Annotated in this window: 18 protein-coding genes, 4 tRNA genes and 1 pseudogene; 17 read left to right on the top strand and 6 right to left on the bottom strand. The window is 60.3% G+C overall.

What is annotated here, in order from left to right:
* The first annotated feature begins 14 nt into the window (after positions 1-14).
* From POF45_RS08160 to POF45_RS08125, 8 genes are all read left to right on the top strand, one after another.
* Positions 15-362, top strand: coding sequence for a DUF4389 domain-containing protein (locus POF45_RS08160; protein WP_259495694.1), 348 nt, complete (start codon positions 15-17; stop codon positions 360-362).
* The gene (gene sixA / locus POF45_RS08155) at positions 359-811 is read left to right on the top strand and encodes a phosphohistidine phosphatase SixA (protein WP_282315500.1); all 453 of its coding nucleotides are present in this window, start codon (positions 359-361) and stop codon (positions 809-811) included. The genes POF45_RS08160 and sixA overlap by 4 nt, the downstream gene beginning before the upstream one ends.
* Before the next feature lie 188 nt (positions 812-999).
* Entirely contained in the window at positions 1,000-2,667 is a 1,668-nt protein-coding gene (locus tag POF45_RS08150) for an AMP-binding protein (protein WP_282315499.1), read from the top strand.
* A 32-nt stretch (positions 2,668-2,699) separates the two neighbouring features.
* Positions 2,700-3,143 (top strand): hotdog fold thioesterase, encoded by a 444-nt coding sequence (locus POF45_RS08145; protein ID WP_282315498.1) that lies wholly within the window; start codon positions 2,700-2,702, stop codon positions 3,141-3,143.
* 298 nt (positions 3,144-3,441) lie between these two features.
* Positions 3,442-4,248, top strand: coding sequence for an alpha/beta fold hydrolase (locus POF45_RS08140; RefSeq protein WP_259495688.1), 807 nt, complete (start codon positions 3,442-3,444; stop codon positions 4,246-4,248).
* Positions 4,245-5,099 carry an alpha/beta hydrolase gene (locus POF45_RS08135; protein ID WP_259495687.1) on the top strand — a complete coding sequence of 285 codons (855 nt, stop codon included), beginning with the start codon at positions 4,245-4,247 and terminating at the stop codon, positions 5,097-5,099. The genes POF45_RS08140 and POF45_RS08135 overlap by 4 nt, the downstream gene beginning before the upstream one ends.
* A gap of 142 nt (positions 5,100-5,241) precedes the next feature.
* Complete coding sequence (locus tag POF45_RS08130) at positions 5,242-6,048, top strand: DUF4892 domain-containing protein (RefSeq protein ID WP_259495686.1); 807 nt, start codon at positions 5,242-5,244, stop codon at positions 6,046-6,048.
* A gap of 69 nt (positions 6,049-6,117) precedes the next feature.
* Positions 6,118-7,170 (top strand): AI-2E family transporter, encoded by a 1,053-nt coding sequence (locus tag POF45_RS08125; RefSeq protein ID WP_259495684.1) that lies wholly within the window; start codon positions 6,118-6,120, stop codon positions 7,168-7,170.
* Positions 7,171-7,274: 104 nt separating this feature from the next.
* Here POF45_RS08125 and xopAW read toward each other — a convergent pair whose 3' ends face one another.
* From xopAW to POF45_RS08110, 3 genes are all read right to left on the bottom strand, one after another.
* Entirely contained in the window at positions 7,275-8,138 is an 864-nt protein-coding gene (xopAW, locus tag POF45_RS08120) for an EF-hand domain-containing protein (protein WP_282315497.1), read from the bottom strand.
* A gap of 145 nt (positions 8,139-8,283) precedes the next feature.
* Positions 8,284-9,336 carry a sensor histidine kinase gene (locus POF45_RS08115; RefSeq protein WP_259495681.1) on the bottom strand — a complete coding sequence of 351 codons (1,053 nt, stop codon included), beginning with the start codon at positions 9,334-9,336 and terminating at the stop codon, positions 8,284-8,286.
* Entirely contained in the window at positions 9,336-10,094 is a 759-nt protein-coding gene (locus POF45_RS08110) for a response regulator (RefSeq protein WP_259495680.1), read from the bottom strand. Before POF45_RS08110 ends, POF45_RS08115 begins: the two co-directional genes overlap by 1 nt.
* 293 nt (positions 10,095-10,387) lie before the next feature.
* Here POF45_RS08110 and pyrF point away from each other — a divergent pair, with 293 nt between their 5' ends.
* Positions 10,388-11,086: an orotidine-5'-phosphate decarboxylase gene (gene pyrF, locus POF45_RS08105; protein ID WP_259495678.1), complete on the top strand. Its 699-nt coding sequence runs from the start codon at positions 10,388-10,390 to the stop codon at positions 11,084-11,086.
* 59 nt (positions 11,087-11,145) lie between these two features.
* Here pyrF and POF45_RS08100 read toward each other — a convergent pair whose 3' ends face one another.
* Positions 11,146-12,150, bottom strand: coding sequence for an NADP-dependent oxidoreductase (locus POF45_RS08100; protein WP_282315496.1), 1,005 nt, complete (start codon positions 12,148-12,150; stop codon positions 11,146-11,148).
* 234 nt (positions 12,151-12,384) lie between these two features.
* Between POF45_RS08100 and POF45_RS08095 the strand changes: the two genes are divergently transcribed.
* The 4 genes and pseudogenes from POF45_RS08095 to POF45_RS29815 all read left to right on the top strand — a co-directional run bounded on the left by POF45_RS08095 (position 12,385) and on the right by POF45_RS29815 (position 16,798).
* A complete protein-coding gene (locus POF45_RS08095) occupies positions 12,385-13,146 on the top strand; it encodes an SDR family oxidoreductase (protein ID WP_259495676.1) in 762 nt (253 codons plus the stop codon).
* 184 nt (positions 13,147-13,330) lie between these two features.
* The gene (locus tag POF45_RS08090; protein ID WP_282315495.1) at positions 13,331-14,725 is read left to right on the top strand and encodes an aminotransferase-like domain-containing protein; all 1,395 of its coding nucleotides are present in this window, start codon (positions 13,331-13,333) and stop codon (positions 14,723-14,725) included.
* A 108-nt stretch (positions 14,726-14,833) separates the two neighbouring features.
* Positions 14,834-15,937: pseudogene (locus tag POF45_RS29820) on the top strand (HAMP domain-containing protein); the annotation flags it as partial.
* Complete coding sequence (locus POF45_RS29815; protein ID WP_409077967.1) at positions 15,917-16,798, top strand: methyl-accepting chemotaxis protein; 882 nt, start codon at positions 15,917-15,919, stop codon at positions 16,796-16,798. The pseudogene POF45_RS29820 and the gene POF45_RS29815, both read left to right, overlap by 21 nt.
* A 1,272-nt stretch (positions 16,799-18,070) precedes the next feature.
* Here POF45_RS29815 and POF45_RS08080 read toward each other — a convergent pair.
* Positions 18,071-18,829, bottom strand: a complete 759-nt coding sequence (locus POF45_RS08080) for a hypothetical protein (RefSeq protein WP_259495671.1) — start codon at positions 18,827-18,829, stop codon at positions 18,071-18,073.
* A 394-nt stretch (positions 18,830-19,223) separates the two neighbouring features.
* Between POF45_RS08080 and POF45_RS08075 the strand changes: the two genes are divergently transcribed.
* The 4 genes from POF45_RS08075 (at position 19,224) to POF45_RS08060 (ending at position 19,637) form a co-directional block, all read left to right on the top strand.
* Positions 19,224-19,299, top strand: a tRNA-Glu gene (locus POF45_RS08075).
* 2 nt (positions 19,300-19,301) lie between these two features.
* A tRNA-Gly gene (locus POF45_RS08070) sits at positions 19,302-19,377 on the top strand.
* Between the two features lie 105 nt (positions 19,378-19,482).
* A tRNA-Glu gene (locus POF45_RS08065) sits at positions 19,483-19,558 on the top strand.
* Between the two features lie 3 nt (positions 19,559-19,561).
* Positions 19,562-19,637 (top strand) — tRNA-Gly (locus POF45_RS08060).
* 115 nt (positions 19,638-19,752) lie between these two features.
* On the opposite strand, the gene POF45_RS08055 is transcribed toward POF45_RS08060, so the two are convergent.
* On the bottom strand, positions 19,753-20,391 hold the full coding sequence (locus tag POF45_RS08055; protein ID WP_259495670.1) for a LysE family translocator: 639 nt from the start codon (positions 20,389-20,391) through the stop codon (positions 19,753-19,755).

The following is a 20,391-nucleotide window of genomic DNA, read 5'->3' as shown; positions in this document are numbered from 1 at the left end:
AGCAGGAGCGAGACATGAACGATCCGAAAGCAGAAGCCAAATATGAATCCATCCTGCTGCGAGTGCTGTGGATGATCGTCTACATACTGGTCTGGCAGGTGGCGCAGTTCATCCTCGGCGCGGTGGTGCTGGTGCAGCTGATCTACCGTTTGATCTACGGCGCGCCGAGCGCCAGCCTGATGAATTTCGGCGACAGCCTGAGTCAGTTCCTGGCGCAGATCGGCCGTTTCGGCAGTTTCCACAGCGACCAGAAACCCTGGCCGTTCGCCGACTGGCCAGCGCCGCGCACACCGGAAGGCGAAGCGCCACATGTGGTGGCAGCGGCGCCGCATCCGGTCCGAGATGAGGAACCCAAATTATGAAACTCTGGGTATTGCGTCACGGTGAGGCCGAGCCCTACGGCTCGCGCCCGGACTCCGAACGGGCACTGACCGCCCATGGCCGCGAGGAAGCGCTGCGCAGCGCCGCCGAACTGATCGGCCAGCCGATCAGCGCCATCTACGCCAGCCCGTATCTGCGAGCGCAACAAACGGCGCAATTGGTGCGTGAGGCGCTGGGTTTCGAGCCGGAAATTCGCACGGTCGAATGGCTGACCCCGGACAACCGCCCGCAAGCGGTGGCCGAGCAATTGGTGTCGATGGATTATGCCCTGCTGGTCAGTCACAACCCGCTGGTGGGCAACCTGCTGGGTTATTTGCAGCACGGCCATGTGCAAGAGCCGGAAGCGGTAAAGACCGCCGGCCTGGCCGAGCTGGAAGGGGATATGCCGCTGGCGGGCGCCATGAAACTCAACGGCATCAAACACCCCTGAACCGTTTTTTGTCGGAGCGTGGCTTGCCCGCGATGCGGTGTATCAGACAGAGCGGGTCGATGCTTTCGCGGGCAAGCCACGCTCCCACAGGTCCAGCGTTGCTGCTGATTTTTATGTGAAATAGTCAACCAAGCACTTGCTTGGTTGACTACGCTTGCTCCAGACCAAAAATCACAGGAGCGAGTCGCATGTCTGCCGATTTTCGTTTGCCGTTGGACGTCTTCTACGAGCGCGAAGCCCGTCACCCTCGCCAGCGCTTTCTGGTCCAGCCCGTTGGCGGCGGTCAGGTTGAAACGCTGACCTGGGCCGATGTCGGCCATCAGGCGCGTTGCGCCGCCCACTGGTTGCGCGCGCGGGAATTGCCGCAAGGCAGCCACATCGCCCTGATCTCGAAAAACTGTGCCCACTGGATCATCGCCGACCTCGCCATCTGGATGGCCGGGCATGTGTCGGTGCCGCTCTATCCCAATCTCACCGCCGAAACCGTGGCTCAGGTGCTGGACCACTCGCAAGCGATGCTGGCCTTCATCGGCAAACTCGATGACTGGCCCGGCATGTCCCGTGGTGTCAGCGCCGATCTGCCGACGGTCAGCCTGCCGCTGCATGCGCCCGGCACGTTTGATTTCAGTTGGGCCGACCTGCAAGCCAGTTCGCCGATCCGTGACGACCCCAGACCCGCCGCCGGGCAACTGGCAACCATCATCTATACCTCCGGCACCACCGGCATGCCCAAAGGCGTGATGCACAGTTTCGGCAACCTGGGTTTCGCCACCACTCACGGCACTCAATTGTTCGGCCTCAACGAGTCGGATCGCCTGCTGTCGTATCTGCCGCTGTGCCATGTCGCGGAGCGGATGTTCGTCGAGCTGGCGTCGATCTACACCGGGCAAACCGTGTTCTTTGCCGAGAGCCTCGACACCTTCCTGATTGATCTGCAGCGTGCACGGCCCACCGCGCTGTTCGGCGTGCCGCGTATCTGGACCAAATTCCAGATGGGCGTGTACGGCAAGATCCCGGCCAAGCGTCTGGATTTTCTGCTGGGTCTGCCAATCATCGGCAAGCGAGTAGGGCACAAGGTGCTCGCCGGTCTGGGCCTGGACGCCTTGCGCGTTGCACTGTCCGGCGCCGCGCCGGTGCCGCAGACCTTGTTGATGTGGTATCGCAAGCTGGGGCTGGACGTGCTGGAGGTGTATGGCATGACCGAAAGCTGCGGTTACTCGCACATTGGCCGCTCGGGTGATAACAAGCCCGGCTGGATCGGCAAGCCTTGTCCCGAAGTCGAGGTGCGGATTGACGACACGGGCGAGGTCATGGTGCGCAGCGGCGCGACCATGCTCGGCTATTTCAAGGAACCGCAGAAAACCGCCGAGACCATCACCGATGACGGCTTCCTGCGCACCGGCGACAAGGGCGAACAAGATGCCGACGGCAACCTGCGACTCACCGGGCGGCTGAAGGAAATCTTCAAGACCAGCAAAGGCAAATACGTCGCCCCGGCCCCCATTGAAAACCGTCTGGCGGTGCATTCGCGCATCGAACAGGTGTGCGTGGTGGGCGATGGCCTGAGCGCGCCGCTGGGTTTGTGCGTGCTGTCAGCGGCGGGGCAGCAGGATGCGGGCGGCACGGCGCGGGCGGGGCTGCATTCGAGCCTGGAAAAACTCCTGGAAGAGGTCAACGGTGTTCTCGACAAGCACGAACGCTTGCGCCGTCTGGTGGTGGTCAAGGACAGCTGGGCGGTGGAAAACGGCTTTCTGACGCCGACCCTGAAGATCAAACGCAACGTGATCGAAGCCGCCTACGGCGCCCGTTTTGAAGAATGGAGTGAGCGTAGCGAGGCGGTGCTGTGGCAGGATTGAGGCACGAACAACATCCATAAAGGAAGTCTGCGATGAGTCTGTGGCGTACCGCTCCCAACATTGAACAGCTGAATGCGATCCAGAAAAACACCATCGGCGAAGTGCTGGATATTCGCTTCGAAGCGTTTGATGACGAGTCCCTGACCGCGAGCATGGTCGTCGACCATCGCACTCACCAGCCATACGGCTTGCTGCACGGCGGTGCCTCGGTGGTGCTGGCCGAAACAGTCGGTTCCATGGCCAGCTACCTGTGCATCGATGCCAGCAAGTTTTATTGCGTGGGCCTGGAAATCAACGCCAACCACTTGCGTGGCCTGCGCACCGGGCGGGTGATGGCAGTGGCCAGGGCGATTCACATTGGCCGCACCACGCATGTGTGGGATATCCGTTTGAGCAGTGATGAAGGCAAGGCCAGTTGTGTGTCGCGGTTGACCATGGCAGTGGTGCCATTGGGCGAGAATCCGCCTGCGCGTTGATCACTGCACAAAGACCTATGGCAGGGATGAAACTCTGTGGCGAGGGAGCTTGCTCCCGCTGGGTCGCGCAGCGGCTCCAGCCTTGCCACCACGGTATCCCGGTGGTAGCGCATGCGCCGGATTTGCGGCTACCAGGTCCCCGAGCGCGAGCAAGCTCGCTCGCCACAATTTTCCCGGGTGATCCAGCGTTGCTCATAACCCTGGCCTGACTGTCATCATTCCTGGCAGTTACGGTCATTGCTGTAGGGCGTCGTCTTGCGGACAATCAACGCTTGCTCTCGTTGATGGATTGACCGGTATGTCGCAGCAGATCTTTTTCGCCCACGCCAACGGGTTTCCTTCGGGCACCTACGGCAAGTTGTTCGCGGCGTTGGCACCTGAGTATCAGGTGACGCATCTGGAGCAGCATGCCCACGACCCGCGTTTCCCGGCGGATGACAACTGGTACAACCTGGTGGACGAGCTGATTCATCATTTGAAACAGCAGCCGGAGCCGGTCTGGGGCGTTGGCCATTCCTTCGGCGGCGTACTGCACCTGCACGCCGCCCTGCGTTGCCCCGAGCTGTATCGCGGGGTGGTGATGCTGGATTCACCGGTACTTACCCGCGCCGATCAATGGGTGATTCTTGCCGCCAAGCGCTTTGGTTTCATCGATCGCCTGACGCCGGCCGGTCGTACGCTGGGGCGTCGGGAAGAGTTTGCCGATCTTGAAAGCGCTCGCCGCTATTTCGCCGGTAAGACCCTGTTCCGCGGTTTCGATCCAGAGTGTTTTGACGCTTACCTGCAACACGGTTTGCACAAGGTCGGCGACAAACTGCGGCTGCGCTTCGACCCGGCCACGGAAATCAGCATCTATCGTGGTGTGCCTCACACCAGCCCAGGCCGGGCCCGCCAGCTGAAAGTGCCGCTGGCGGTGGTGCGCGGGCATAAAAGCCGTGTGGTCATGCGCCACCACGCCAGCTCCGTCGGGCGCATGCCCCTGGGCGAATCCCTGAGCATGCCCGGCGGCCACATGTTTCCCCTTGAACGCCCACAGGACACCGCCACGCTGCTGAAAAACCTGTTCAGCCGCTGGGAAGGTCGCCGTCAACAGGATTGCGCATGAGCCACGTCGTCGAAGAAGTTCGCCTGAGCTTGCCGCACATTGAACTGGCCGCGCACTTGTTCGGCCCTGAAGACGGCTTGCCGGTGATTGCCCTGCATGGCTGGCTGGACAACGCCAACAGCTTCGCCCGGTTGGCGCCCAAGCTTCACGGCTTGCGCATCATTGCCCTGGACATGGCAGGACACGGTCATTCCGGACATCGCCCGCCTGGCGCCGGTTATGCCCTGTGGGACTACGCCCATGATGTGTTGCAAGTCGCCGAGCAGTTCGGCTGGACGCGTTTCGGACTGCTGGGGCATTCCATGGGGGCCATCGTTTCTCTGGTGCTGGCCGGTTCGTTACCGGAACGGGTGAGCCATCTGGCCTTGATCGACGGTGTAATTCCTCCTACGGACAGCGGCGAAAACGCCGCCAAACGGATGGGCATGGCCCTACAGGCTCAGCTGGACCTACGAGAGAAACGCAAACCGGTCTACAGCACCCTGGAGCGGGCGGTTGAAGCGCGGATGAAAGGCTTGGTGGCGGTCAGTCGAGAAGCCGCCGAACTGCTGGCCCAGCGCGGCTTGATGCCGGTGCCGGGCGGCTACACCTGGCGCACTGACAACCGACTGACCCTGGCCTCGCCGCTGCGTCTGACCCAGGAGCAGGCCATGGCCTTCGTCCAGCGGGTCAGTTGTCCTGCGCAATTGGTGTTTGCAGCTGACGGCATGCTCGCCAAGCACTCCGAATTGCTGGAGCGTCTACCCTTTAGCCGTGAACAGCTGCCAGGCGGCCACCATTTGCACCTGAATGATGAATCCGGCGCCGCTCTTGTCGCAGACTGTTTCAATCGGTTCTTCGCCGTTCCTTGACTTGCGCCGGGCAACTGTCGAGGCTGGGCGGGTTGAAATGGGAGACAACCATGATAGAGCTTTACACTGCTGCGACCCCGAATGGCCACAACACCAGTGACTCCAAGGGTGCCCAGGGCATGCTGATCCGATGACCCGGCCGATGCGTTCACTCAGCCTGCTGACATTGTGTTGTTTCAGTCCTTTGCTATTTGCCGCCGACGTACCCGGTAGCCAGGACCTGCCGATCGTGCCGCGCCTGGCCGATGCGCAGATCGTCGACTATCGCCCGCCAGTGGAGCTTGAGCGGGTCTATCCGCTGGGCTCCATCCGCAAGATCAGCGGGCAGCTGCGTTTCGACGGTCAGGTCAGCGCCCGTGGCCAAACCACGTCGGTGACCTACGAATTGCCACCCGAACACTCGGCCACCGAAGCCTTTACGGTGGCCCGCGAGGCCTTGCAGAAGCAGGGCGCCGAACTGCTGTTCTGGTGCCAGGCCCGGGACTGCGGCGAAAGCAGCCTGTGGGCCAATGAGGTCTTCGGCAATTCCAAGCTGTTCGGTGCCGATGAACAACAGGCGTATTTGCTGCTCCGACTGGCGGCGCCAAAGGACGATACGTTGGTGGCGCTGTACAGCATTACTCGTGGCAATCGCAAAGCGTACCTGCATGTCGAGCAGTTTGAAGCGGCTACGCCCTTGGGCGAGTTGCTGCCAACCTCCGCGACACTGCTGCGCCAGCTCAAAGATACCGGCGACCTGCAATTGCTCAGGCTCAAGGGCGCCCCGGATGACAACTGGCTGCGCTTGCTGTCCCGTGGCCTGAACCTGGACACCACCTTGCGTATCAGTATTTCCGGGCCCAGCGCCGAAGCCTGGCGACAGGCGCTGATATCCCAAGGCGTGCGAGCGGCGCGCATGGAAACCGGCAGCCTCGAAGGCACTGGCCTGCACATCGAGCTGTTGCGATAAGCTGCATCCGGCGAGCGCGTTCCGCGCGTTCGCCTACTCTTCTGTTGACTGACTTTTTCGAGACCCTACATGCTCAATAACGATCGGCTGTTGGTGCAGATCCTGCTCCTGGTGCTGTTTGGCGCGAGCTTCTGGGTGATGGCGCCGTTCTGGTCGGCGCTGTTCTGGGGCGCGGTGCTGGCGTTTGCCAGTTGGCCGCTGATGCGTCTGCTGACCCGCTGGCTCAATGGCCGAGAATCCCTGGCTGCGGCGCTGCTGACGTTGGGCTGGATGTTGCTGGTGGCGGTGCCGCTGGTATGGCTGGGGCTGAACCTGGCCGACCACGTGCGCGATGCCGTGGTGTTTATCAAGGATGTGCAAGTCGATGGCCTGCCCGAGGCGCCGACCTGGCTGGCAAGCATTCCTCTGGTGGGTGAGCGGCTGGTTGGCCTCTGGAACAGCATCGACGAGCAGGGCGCGGCGATGATGTTGGCGATCAAGCCGTATCTGGGGCAGGTCGGCAACTGGTTACTGGCGCGCAGTGCGCAGATCGGCGGCGGCATCCTCGAGCTGACGCTGAGCATTGTCTTCGTGTTCTTTTTCTACCGCGACGGGCCAAGGCTGGCGGCCTTTGTTCACGGCCTGCTGCAACGGCTGATCGGCGAGCGCGCCGGGTATTACATCGAACTGGTGGCCGGTACGGTGCAGCGGGTGGTCAACGGCGTTATCGGTACGGCGGCGGCCCAGGCGATTCTGGCGCTGATCGGCTTCCTGATTGCCGGTGTGCCGGGTGCGTTGGTGCTGGGTATCGTGACGTTCCTGCTGAGCCTGATCCCGATGGGACCGCCGCTGATCTGGATTCCGGCCACGGCGTGGCTGGCCTGGAAGGGCGAGTACGGCATGGCCGTGTTTCTCGGGATCTGGGGGACGTTCATCATCAGTGGCGTGGACAACGTGCTCAAGCCGTACCTGATCAGTCGCGGCGGCAACCTGCCGTTGGTGATTGTGTTGCTGGGGGTGTTTGGCGGATTGATTGCGTTCGGGTTTATCGGCCTGTTCATTGGCCCGACGCTGTTGGCGGTGGCTTACAGCCTGCTGACGGACTGGAGCAAGAGTCAGGCACGCCTGGACGAGCGACGCTGAGCCTCCCGCAGGCTGCGATCTGTTGATTTTCAAGATCAAAAGATCGCAGCCTGCGGCAGCGCCTACGGGATTTTGTGGTTCAGCGTAGGCGCGATGCTTTTGACTCAGGTCGTCACGTTCAGGTTTGTACCCACGGTCGTGACGTTTTCCTGGGCGTATTGCTTGCTGATGCTGGCGATCATTGCATTCAGGGCTTCTTTCAACGTCGACTGAGCGGAGGAGCTGCCACTGTTTTGCTCACGACCGGCTTGCAGCGCGGCCTTGAGTTCGTTGCTGCTGACGCCGCCGCTGCCGTCGGTGTCCAGTACCTTGAGTAACGCGGCGCTGGTGTCAGTGGAAGTTGAAGTCGACGAAGTTCCCGTGCTGGCCTGTAGGGCGCTGCTCAGTTCGGTTGCGCTGATGCTGCCATCACCGTCGCTGTCGAGCTGGCTGAACAGTTGGTCGCCCGACACCTGCTGAGGCGGTGGCGGCGGCGGGGACAGGGCGGCGGCCAGTTCGTCCGCGCTGACGGTGCCGTCCTGATTGGTGTCCAGGGCCGAGAATATCTGCGAGCTGTCGGCACTGCTGCCAACACTGCTCAAGCCCTTGTTCAGCTCGTCGCTGCTGATTGAGCCATTACCATTGGTGTCCAGCACGCTGAGCAGCGCATCAGCCAGTTCCGTGCTCGGCGGCTGATCCTGCGACTGTTGGGGCGGTGCCATCGCCGCCATTTCTTCACTGCTCAGACCACCGCTGTTGTCGCTGTCCAGAGCGGCAAAGTTCTTGCTCAGGTTCGCCAGCATGTGGCTGTTGGGCTTCTTCGCCTGAGCGGCCTTCAGTTCGTCCTGGCTGACGGTGCCGTCACCATTGGTGTCGAGCTTGGCGAACAGGTTTTTCTGGAACTGCTCGCGGCGGGCGCTATCGGCCGCGGTGGTGCTGGTACTCGTGCTGGTATAGCTCGGGTAGTTACTGCTGATGCTACCGACCATTGGACTGACTCCCTGGGATGAAAAACCGGCGGGGGCACCGGCTCATGCAGCCTCAGGGGGCAAGTTGTCGTGGGTTTGTGGGGTTTGTACCGATGGGTACACACACGTATCAAACGGGGCTGAATCCTGTGGGATTTGTGTGCGATCAGGTGCGCGGCAGGTTGATCACGGCGGTGAGGCCACCACCGGGTGTTTCTTCCAGGCTCAACTGCCCGCCCAGACGCTCCGCCGCTTCGCGGGCGATGGTCATGCCCAGGCCGACCCCGCCGGAGTTGCGGTTACGCGAGCCTTCCAGACGAAAGAACGGCTCGAACACCGCTTCGCGTTTATCCGCCGCAATGCCCGGCCCATGGTCGATCACCCGGATGATCAGTTGCTCGCGATTGTCCTGCAGTTCGATCAGCGCCTGCCCCGCGTAGCGCAGGGCATTATCCAGCAGGTTGTTGACGCAGGAACGCAATGCCATCGGCTGCACTTGCAGCGGCGCGCAATGGCCGCTGGCCTGCACGTCCGAGCCCTGATCCTGGGCGTTTTCACACAGGGACTCTACCAGCGCCTGCACGTCCATCCACTGCCGGGCTTCGCTGGTGCGGTGTTCGTGCAGGTAGGTGAGGGTGGCGTCGAGCATGTGGATCATGTCATCCAGATCCTGACGCATCTGGCCTTGCAGCTTTTCGTCGTCGATCTGTTCGAGCCGCAGCTTTAGCCGTGACAGCGGCGTGCGCAGGTCATGGGACACCGCCCCGAGCATCCGCGAGCGCTGTTGCACCTGTTCTCGGATGCGTTGCTGCATCTTGTTGAATGTATGGGCGGCTTGTCGTGCCTCGCGTGGACCGGATTCATCCAGTGGCGGGCTGTCGAGGTTTTCGCTCAGGCGCTCGGCAGCATCACTCAGGCGCTGGATGGGTCGGCTGAGCAGTTTGGCACCGTACCAGGCCGCAATGATCAGCGAGATGAACTGAGTGGTCAGCGGTACCAGGGGGCCGCCGAACCAGGGGCGCGGTGGTCGCGGCTGAAAACGCGGATCCATTGGCAGACGTTGTCCGTCCAGCGGATGGGCAAATTCAGGCGGGAAGGGCGGCGGCGGCGGTGGGCCGTAATGGTGAAACCAGAGAAACGCCAACAGGTGCGCCAGGATAATCGCCACCAACAGCACGCCAAACAGGCGTCCGAACAGCGTATCGAAGCGCACCCGCATTAGCCGATGTCTCGTGCGTCGAACAGATAACCTTCACCGCGAACGGTCTTGATCAACTGCGGGGCCTTGGGGTCATCGCCGAGTTTCTGCCGCAGGCGCGAGACCAGCAGGTCGATACTGCGATCAAAGGCTTCGATCGAGCGGCCACGGGCAGCATCCAGCAATTGTTCGCGGCTGAGCACTCGACGCGGGCGTTCGATGAAGACCCAGAGCAGGCGGAATTCAGCGTTCGACAGCGGCACTACCAGGCCGTCGGCAGCGATCAATTGGCGTAGCACACTGTTCAGGCGCCAGTTGTCGAAGCGAATATTCGCACGCTGTTCAGTACGATCGTCCCGCACCCGGCGCAGAATTGTCTGAATACGCGCGACCAGCTCCCGAGGTTCGAAGGGCTTGGCCATGTAGTCATCTGCACCCAGTTCCAGGCCGATGATCCGGTCGGTAGGTTCGCAGCGTGCGGTGAGCATCAGGATCGGGATATCCGACTCTGCGCGAAGCCAGCGGCACAGGGACAGGCCATCTTCGCCGGGCAGCATCAGATCAAGCACGACCACGTCGAAATGCTCCGCTTGCAGTGCCTGGCGCATGGCCGCGCCGTCGGTGACACCGCTGGCGTTGATATTGAAGCGGGCCAGGTAATCCATCATCAGTTCGCGAATCGGGACGTCATCGTCGACGATCAGCGCACGGATGCTCCAGCGCTTGTCGTCGCCGAGTGCTTTTTGATCATCGTTCACAGGTGCTTGAATGTTCTGCATGCGTGAATTCATCTGCCAGAGAGGCTGCCAACCACAAAGATGGGCTGCGAGGTTGTGGCTTCAGCATAGGCGTCCTGCCCGAAGGCGGGAAGTGCTGTAGGGAGGTGTTTCGGCTACCGAAGGTAGTCAGGGCACATGTTGCAGGCGTGTCCTGTGTGTATCTGTTTTGACACAATTACTTCAGAGTCTAGTCTGGATACAACAGCGTCGATGATTTACCGATCATCGGGTCCCGCAGCGCCGCTGGTTCCGCTACAATGCGCGCCGATTTCGTCCTGCCTGAGAGCCCGCACATGTCCGTCTGCCAGACTCCTATCATCGTCGCCCTGGATTTCCCCACCCGTGACGCCGCACTGAAACTGGCCGATCAACTGGATCCGAAACTGTGCCGGGTCAAAGTCGGCAAGGAACTGTTCACCAGTTGCGCGTCGGAAATTGTCGGCACCCTGCGCGACAAGGGTTTCGAAGTGTTCCTGGACCTCAAGTTCCACGACATCCCGAACACCACCGCGATGGCGGTCAAGGCCGCCGCGCAAATGGGCGTGTGGATGGTCAACGTACACTGCTCCGGCGGCCTGCGCATGATGGCGGCCTGTCGTGAAGTGCTCGACCAGCTCACCGGCCCCAAGCCGCTGCTGATTGGCGTGACCGTGCTGACCAGCATGGAGCGTGAGGACCTGGCGGGTATCGGCCTGGACATCGAGCCGCAGGAACAGGTGCTGCGCCTGGCCGCTCTGGCTGAAAAAGCCGGGATGGACGGTCTGGTCTGCTCGGCCCTGGAAGCCCAGGCGCTGAAGTCGGCACATCCGTCGTTGCAACTGGTGACGCCGGGGATTCGTCCAGCGGGCAGCGCCCAGGACGATCAACGCCGCATCCTGACTCCGCGCCAGGCGCTGGCTGCCGGTTCCGACTATCTGGTGATCGGCCGCCCGATCAGCCAGGCGGCGGATCCGGCGAAGGCATTGGCGGCTGTGGTTGCCGAAATCGCCTGATCAAACACTGAAGATCAAAATGTGGGGGCGAGCAGGCTCGCTCCCACATTGGTTTTGGGTTAAACCTTCAACACCAACTTCCCGAAGTTTTCCCCGCTGAACAACTTCATCAGCGTCTCTGGAAATGTCTCCAGTCCGTCGACGATGTCTTCCTTGCTCTTGAGCTGCCCCTTGGCCATCCAGCCCGCCATCTCCTGCCCGGCGGCGGCGAACTGCGTCGCGTAGTCCATCACCACAAAGCCTTCCATGCGCGCACGATTGACCAGCAGCGACAAGTAATTGGCCGGGCCTTTGACCGCTTCCTTGTTGTTGTACTGGCTGATTGCGCCGCAAATCACCACCCGTGCCTTCATTGCCAGGCGGCTGAGCACGGCGTCAAGAATGTCGCCGCCGACGTTGTCGAAATACACGTCTACACCTTTCGGGCATTCACGCTTGAGACCGGCGAGCAGGTCTTCGTTCTTGTAGTCGATGACGCCGTCAAAACCCAGCTCATCGATCAGAAATTTGCACTTGTGCGCACCACCGGCAATCCCGATCACTCGGCACCCTTTGATCTTGGCAATCTGCCCGGCAATGCTGCCTACCGCACCGGCCGCGCCCGACAGCACCACGGTATCGCCGGCCTTCGGCGCGCCGACATCCAGCAGGGCGAAATAAGCCGTCATGCCGGTCATGCCAAGCGCCGACAGGTAACGTGGCAGCGGTGCCAGTTTCGGATCAACCTTGTAGAAACCCCGGGGTTCGCCGAGAAAATAATCCTGCACACCCAGCGCACCGTTGACGTAGTCGCCGACCGTAAATCCCGGGTTGTTCGAGGCGATGACTTTGCCTACGCCCAAGGCGCGCATGACTTCACCGATCGCCACCGGCGGGATGTAGGATTTACCTTCGTTCATCCAGCCACGCATGGCCGGGTCCAGAGATAGATATTCGTTCTTGACCAGGATCTGCCCCGCCGCTGGCTCGCCGACCGGAACCTGCTGATAGGTGAACGTTTCTCGGGTCGCCGCGCCCACCGGACGTTTGGCGAGCAAGAATTGGCGATTGGTCTGGGTAGTCATGACAAACACTCAAGATGAATGAAGCCTTGTTGATAGACCTTCATCTGCGATGCCGCAAGGTTGGCTGACCTGGCGAATGCAAGTCGATCCAGTGTGGTGATAGTTGGCCCACGGGTTCTATCACTGCCACTCATGAACGCTTAACCGGGCTTTTGATAGTGCTGCCGTCCCGCAGGCCTCTGTGCCTAGACTGTAATCATGCGATCCGCGCAATCTCTCTTCGAGGACACAGCAATGAGCATGACGTTTTCCGGTCAGGTAGCCGTAGTCACCGGCGCGGCCAATGGTATTGGCCGGGCGACTGCCCTCGCGTTCGCCGCTGAAGGGCTGAAAGTGGTGGTGGCGGATCTGGACACTGCTGGCGGCGAGGGCACCGTGGCGTTGATTCGTACAGCTGGAGGTGAAGCGTCCTTCGTGCGCTGTAATGTCACCGTGGAAAGCGATGTAAAAAATCTGATGGATGAAGTCGTAAACACCTACGGTCGTCTCGACTATGCCTTCAACAACGCCGGCATCGAGATCGAAAAAGGAAAGTTGGCCGACGGCACGCTCGATGAGTTCGACGCGATCATGGGCGTCAACGTCAAGGGCGTCTGGCTGTGCATGAAGTACCAGTTGCCGCTGTTGCTGGCTCAGGGCGGCGGCGCCATCGTCAATACGGCGTCAGTGGCAGGCCTGGGTGCGGCACCGAAAATGAGTATTTACGCGGCCTCCAAGCATGCGGTGATCGGCCTGACCAAATCGGCAGCCATCGAGTACGCCAAGAAAAAAATCCGCGTGAATGCGGTATGCCCTGCGGTGATTGACACCGACATGTTCCGTCGGGCCTACGAAGCGGACCCGAAAAAAGCCGAATTCGCCAACGCCATGCACCCGGTAGGGCGCATCGGCAAGGTCGAGGAAATCGCCAGCGCGGTGCTTTATCTGTGCAGTGACGGGGCGGCATTTACCACGGGCCATTCGCTGGCGGTCGATGGCGGTGTTACCGCTTTTTGAAAGACGGTGTAGGAAAAAACGCATTGGTGCGGTTTTTTTCAAGGTGCCGGCGGTTCCGTCAGTAGCGCCGGATATTGTGTTTCAAATGGTTAGATTTGCCATCTTTGGCGGCTTTGTCGCACGGCTTCCGACGTACTCCTGTGATTAACTGTTTTCAGCAAAACGGACAGGAGTTTGCTAGCTCATGGAGTTGAGAATCGATCGACAGGCGATGGTGCCAGTCGTACAGCAAATCGTCGATGAACTCGCTGGATGGATCCGCCAGAACGGCCTGCCCCCAGCGACTCGCTTGCCCTCTGTACGGCATATCGCCCGCAATAATCTGCTGAGTCAGTCCAGTGTCGTCGAAGCCTGTGAGCGGCTGGTCGCCCAAGGCATTCTGGCCTCGCGCCATGGTTCGGGGTTCTTTGTTGCCACGTCGGCACCCGAGCTGAAGGGGGCATCGGATCTTCCCTGGCTGGAAGGTGCTGCGGTGGCGGACTGCTCCGATGTGCCGCCGACTCAGTTGAGGCTCGGTTGTGGCGGTCTGCCCGAGAGCTGGCGCGAGACGGACGACCTTAGCTACGCAATCCGCCAGGTGACGCGCACCGATATGGCCGGGTTGTTCAATTACAGCACGCCACTGGGCTTACCCACGTTGCGACAACAAATTCTCAAACGTCTCAAGCTGTTGAGTATCTCGGTGGATGAAAGCCGGATCCTGACCACGGCCGGTGCCACTCAGGGGCTCGATCTGATCGTACGCACCTTGCTCAAATCCGGTGATTGCGTCGTGGTGGAGAGTCCCGGATTTGCCCACCTGTTCGATTTGCTCCGATTACACGGGATTCGCATGCTTGAGGTGCCGCGCACACCACACGGACCTGATACAGAGGTTTTGGAACGGTTGTTGGTCGAGAACAGCCCACGCGCATTATTCATCAACAGCTTTCACCAAAATCCGACCGGCAGCAGCCTGACACTCGCAGTGGCACAGCGGGTCCTGCAGTTGAGCAACGCCCATCGCATGTTGGTGATCGAGGACGATGTGTACGCTGACTTGCACAATCCTCCCGGCACACGCCTCGCGGCGCTGGACGACGCGCGAGTAATCTATGTAGGCAGTTTCTCCAAGACCCTCAGCAGCTCGTTGCGGGTGGGTTTTGTAGTGGCCGGCGCCGAGGTTGTTTCAAGGCTCGCCGAGGTCAAGATGATCAGCAGCATGGGCGCTTCACGGTTTTGCGAGTCGGTGCTGGCCAGCCTGTTGGCCAGCGGCGCCTATCGCAAACTGGTCCAGCGTCAGCGTCAGCGCCTGAACACCGACAGGGCTGCTGCCTTGCAAATACTGGAAGACGCCGGCTGGCAGGTTTTTGGCAAGCCGGCGGGAGGACTGTTCATCTGGGCAAGGTCGCGGGTGTGCGACTACGCTCAGGTGCAAATCCAGGCACGCCGCTTCGGCATCTTGTTGTCTTCTGCCACGGCCTTCAGCCCCGGTGGCGAGGCCGGTAACTGGCTGCGAATCAATGTGGCTTATGCGTGCGACCCGCGTGCTCGCGGATTTTTCCAGGCCACCGCTTCGGATCGACCTCCAGCGTCCTGAAAGCGACGCTGACGTAGCTTTTTGCCATTATTCCGATGCCAGAGACTTGTGCTGAGGTAAGGCCGTTGCGAATCTCCGGTAACAGATTATGGCAGGGGGCTACGCGCAATGATTTCGGCCGTGCAAGGACGTTTTGCCAACCTCGGTATGGCGAAAAAACTGGGTGTCGGGTTTGTACTGGTGCTGCTGTTGACGGCGCTGGTGGCGGCGATTGGCGTGTGGTCGCTGCAAACCATCAGCCATCGCTTTGACGGTCTGAAGCAGATGTCGTCGCTCAACAGCGGTTTGCTCAAGGTGCGCCTGCTTGAACAGGAGTACGCCTTGCACGGCAACCCCAAGACCGCTGATGCCCTGCATCAGGGAGTGGATGCGCTGATTGCCCTGGCTGACCAGTTGAAGGCGCAGTCGGTGGTCAACGTGCCGGTGATGAACGATGTCGAGCAGTCGCTGCAGGCCTATCGCAAGGCGTTTGATGAGTTCGTGTCACTGACCCAAGCCAAGGACCTGGCCCTGGAAATGGCCAGCTGGTCGGTGTCCAGCGTCGCCAATAACCTCGATGTGTTGCAGGCAGGGCTGGCAGATGATGGCGCCTATGCCTTGAAGGATTCCGAAGGCAAGGACGGTGCCCAGTTCATTGAGCAGGCCAATCAGGTCAGCCAGGTTTCAAGGCTGATGTTACAAGCCATGAACGAAGCGCGAGTTCGTCTGGACCAGAGCCGCAAGGGCGATGACAGCGGCGGCAAGGGCAAGATCGAGCAGGCTGATCAAGCGCTGACCCAGGTCGGGCAATTGAAAACCACGGTCAAGGATGAGGGCTATCAAACCGTTCTCAATGAAGTTGCCGGTCATATCGCCAGTTTCAGCGACAAACTGACCGAGTACACCGGTCTGCTGGAACAGGAAAAGACCGTTTATGAGCAATTGCATCAGCGCGCCGGCCAGGTGGTCGAGCGGGTTGACCAAGCCTATGTTGCTGAAGACGGGGCGATGCAGACTGAGCTGAAAAAGAACTCGTTGCTGATCATTGGCTCGTCGGCGCTGGCATTGCTGGCGGGGCTGATCGCTGCGTGGGTGATTACCCGATTGATTGTGGCACCGTTGCGCAGTGTGATCCGCGTGGCACAGCAGATTGCCGCGGGGGATTTGAGTGCGACGGTGGAAGTGACCCGTCGCGATGAGATCGGCCAGTTGATGCAGGCCATGCAACAAATGGGCGCCGGTCTGAGCAGTATTGTCAGTGGTTTGCAGGCAGGGATCGAGCAGTTGGCCAGTTCCGCGCAATCGTTGTCGGCGGTTACCGAGCAGACCAATCTGGAAGTCAGCAGCCAGAAGGAAGAAACCGAGCAGGTTGCGACGGCCATGAACCAGATGACTGCGACTGTGCATGACGTGGCGCGAAACGCGGAAGAGGCCGCCCAGGCCGCGCAGACGGCGGATGACAAGGTCGAAAACGGTCAGCAGGTGGTGCGTCAGAGCATGGCTCGGATCGAGCAACTGGCGGACTCTGCCACCTCGGCCAGTTCCAGTATTGAAAGCCTGAGTGCCGAGATTCAGAACATCGGCACGGTACTTGGCGTGATCAAAAGTGTGGCCGAGCAGACCAATCTGTTGGCGCTTAATGCGGCCATCGAGGCGGCGCGGGCGGGTGAGCAGGGCAGGGGCTTTGCAGTGGTGGCTGATGAGGTGCGGGCGCTGGCCAAGCGCACTCAGCAATCGACTGAAGAAATTGAACGGTTGGTGAGTGCCTTGCGTTCGGCGGCGCAATCGTCGGTGCAGCAGATTCAGAGCAGTGGGGAGTTGGTGAAGCTGGCGGTCAGTGATGCGCTTCAGACTGAGAGTGCCTTGGGTAGTATTGCGGCGGCGGTGTCGTTGATTCAGCAGATGAATCAGCAGATTGCGGCGGCGGCTGAGGAGCAGAGTTCGGTGGCTGAGGAGATTAATCGCAGTGTCACCAGTATTCGTGCCAGTGCGGATCAGTCTTCGTTGGCGATGCGTGGGAATGCGGCTTCGAGTATTGAGCTGGCGCAGTTGGGGGTTGAGTTGAAGGGCATGGTTGGGCACTTTCGCCTTTGATCTTTGGTGTGTCCTTGGCGGCCTTTGGGCCGACCATGCTCCTGGGGTTTGGGTGTATATCCGTTGCTGCGGTCATGGCGGATTATGGTTTCGCCCTTACGGCGAGTCCCTTTTGTCAAGCGCCACAAAAGGAACCAAAAAGTCTCGCCCCGAGCGTACGGCGCCTCGCTAGGGCTCGGCGTTCCCTCGCTCCGGTATTCATCTGGGGGCATCGCCTACGGTCTGCTTCGCGACGACCTCCTCTCGATGTGTGCGGCTTCGCCGCACGGCGCTACGCGCCCACCCCCAGATGAACACCTCCGCTCGGCCTCCCGAAGGGGCGGGTAGATCAAGAGCTGCAGGCGAGCTAACGCTCGGCCTGTTGAGTGGTGAAGAGCGGGGGGGTATGCGGATCTGCTTCTGCTTCTGCTTTTGCTTTTGCTTTTGCTTTTTCTGTGGGAGCGAGCTTGCTCGCGATGGCGGCCTACCAGCCAACCAATCACATCCCTGATGTACACCACTCCAAACTGTGGGAGCTGGCTTGCCTGCGAAGGCGGCCTGATAGCCAACCAATCTCCCCCAGATGCACCCGGTCCAAACTGTGGGAGCTGGCTTGCCTGCGAAGGCGGCCTGACAGTCGACCAATCTCCCCCTGATGCTCCCAGTCCAACTGTGGGAGCTGGCTTGCCTGCGAAGGCGGCCTGACAGCCGACCAATCTCCTCCTGATGCACCCAGTCCAACTGTGGGAGCTGGCTTGCCTGCGAAGGCCTCCTGCCAGCCGACCAATCTCCCCCTGATGCACCCAGTCCAACTGTGGGAGCTGGCTTGCCTGCGAAGGCGGCCTGACAGCCGACCAATCTCCTCCTGATGCACCCAGTCCAACTGTGGGAGCTGGCTTGCCTGCGAAGGCGGCCTGACAGTCGACCAATCTCCCCCTGATGCTCCCAGTCCAACTGTGGGAGCTGGCTTGCCTGCGAAGCCGGCCTGACAGTCGACCAATCTCCCCCTGATGCACCCAGTCCAACTGTGGGAGCTGGCTTGCCTGCGAAGACGGCCTGACAGCCGACCAATCTCCCCCTGATGCACCCAGTCCAACTGTGGGAGCTGGCTTGCCTGCGAAGGCGGCCTGACAGCCGACCAATCTCCTCCTGATGCACCCAGTCCAACTGTGGGAGCTGGCTTGCCTGCGAAGGCCTCCTGCCAGCCGCCCAGCGCCTCCCGGCAACACCCAAATTCCAAAAAACCAAGGCAAAAAAAAGCCACCTCCCGGTGGCTTCATCTAACTGATCAGATCAGTCGTAGATCACTTTCTTCTTCCAGTCTGCCTCGGCCTCGACGTCTTTCAAGCCTTCGGTCAACTGGTTCACCTCACCTTCAGCCGGTGCGGTTTTGTCCATGACTTGTGCATTGGCGCGGGCCAGGAGTTTTTCCAGGTATTCGAGCTGTTCGGCGTAGATCTGCGGTTCCTGCTGTTTGCGCAGGTATTGCACGCCGCGTTCGAAGGCCAGGCGGGCCTGGCCAGGTTGGTTTTGTTGCAGGGAATGCTGGCCGAGGTTGTTGAAGAACTCGATGTGCAGCAGTACCAGGATGTGGCGAACTTCGCGGATCCAGCGTTTGGCTTCGTTGGTCGGCAGGAAACCGTCCTGGGCGGCGCGGGTAATCTGGCCGTGCAGGGCTTCGAGCAGGAAGCGTACGTCCTTGGCTTTGGCTTCGGTCTGAATCGGCGACGGTGGATTATTCACCGGGATCGATTCGCCCTGGGCAACCAGTGTGTTGAGCTCGGCAATCCGCGCCTTGAGGTTGGCACTGGTTTTGTCCAGGTTCAGCAAACGCTGGCAGACGTTCAGTTCCAGTCGGGTCAGCAGCAGTTTGAGCGCCGGTGTCATCAACTGGCCGGGAAAGGTCTCGGTGATTTCGCCACAGCGACGCAGGCGGTCGTTGAGTTCAACCTTGGTACGGGCCTTTTCCAGCTTGTTGTTTTCCACCACATGGTTCATGTAGCCAATGGCGATCAAAAGTGCGATCCCGGCTACGACTAGCAGGGTGATCATGAGTGGTGTCACCGGTAAGACCTCTTTATAGGGTTCGCGTGCGAGTGTAGTGGCTTGGCCTGGGGGCGCATAGAGCCGCTCGACGAGTTGAATCGGTTGTCGCTCTGCCTGTATCGGCCGCCTGGCTGCTTATATAAGTAATAGCGGTCGATGTGCAGATTGCCATCATCTATAACCTGAGGTGGACTATAGCGCCTTGGCGAGTGCCAGAATATAGGCGTCAAACCCCGGTCGACGGAAAAGCTGGAATCGGGCCTTAAAGCAGGGCGAAGTCATTGATTTAAATAAATTTATCTCAGGGGGTTGACGACCCCTCAATCCATCCATAGAATGCGCGCCACTTACAGCGTAAAGCACACAGCGAAACGCGGTAGGGAGTGAATGTTGTACGTGTGTCCCCTTCGTCTAGTGGCCTAGGACACCGCCCTTTCACGGCGGTAACAGGGGTTCGAGTCCCCTAGGGGACGCCATTGCGGGAATAGCTCAGTTGGTAGAGCACGACCTTGCCAAGGTCGGGGTCGCGAGTTCGAGTCTCGTTTCCCGCTCCAATTTTAAACAGTGTTGCTTTCGGGCAGCACTGAGTGAAACCAGAAACGCCATCTTCGGATGCGTATTTGGGCACTGAAATACACACCATGTGTTTCAGTTAGCGTGTCCCCTTCGTCTAGTGGCCTAGGACACCGCCCTTTCACGGCGGTAACAGGGGTTCGAGTCCCCTAGGGGACGCCATTTGCGGGAATAGCTCAGTTGGTAGAGCACGACCTTGCCAAGGTCGGGGTCGCGAGTTCGAGTCTCGTTTCCCGCTCCATATTCAACAAAAACGCCGCTCATTGAGCGGCGTTTTTGTTTGCGCGTTATTTGGCTTCACCCTGTAAAAAGGCCCGCTCAGTCAGACTGAGCGGGCCTTTTGTATGTTTGGCAGCTTACATCGACAGAATCAGCCGCCCGGCGAACAGAATCAGAATCACGCCCATGGTGCGTTCAAACCAGTGTCCCATGCGCATGAACAGCAAGCGCACCTTGGCGCTGGAAAAGAACAGCGCGACGATGACGAACCACAGCGCGTTCACGAAACACATCCACATTCCGTACATTGCCTGAATCTGCAGTGGTGTCGTTGCACTGACGATGGTGGTGAAGATCGCCAGGAAAAAGAGCGTCGCTTTCGGATTGGTGGCATTGGTCAGGAAACCGGTAGTGAACGCCTTCATCAGCGTCTGCTCGACCACCGGCTCATCTGCCACTTTGTCTCCCTCCAGGACCGTCTTGGGTTTACTGCGCAGCAAACTGACACCGAGGTACAAGATGTAGGCGCCGCCTACCACCTTGGCCACGGTCAGCAGCCATGGCGTGGTGTGCATCAGCGCACCAACGCCTAGCAAGGTATAGAGCACGTGCACGGAAATACCCGCACCGATGCCCAGCGCGGTGCAAATGCCGACCAGTCGGCCAAAACGGACACTCTGACGGATGGTCACGGCGAAATCGGGACCGGGAGCGACCACGGCCAGAAAGTGAATGGTCGCCAGCGCCAGAAACTCGCCCAGGTAATTCGAAGGCAT

Source organism: Pseudomonas fungipugnans, from assembly GCF_029955235.1.
Lineage (GTDB): Bacteria > Pseudomonadota > Gammaproteobacteria > Pseudomonadales > Pseudomonadaceae > Aquipseudomonas > Aquipseudomonas fungipugnans.
The sequence above is the reverse complement of the archived record's forward strand: the minus strand, read 5'-3'. Positions and strand labels throughout refer to the sequence as shown.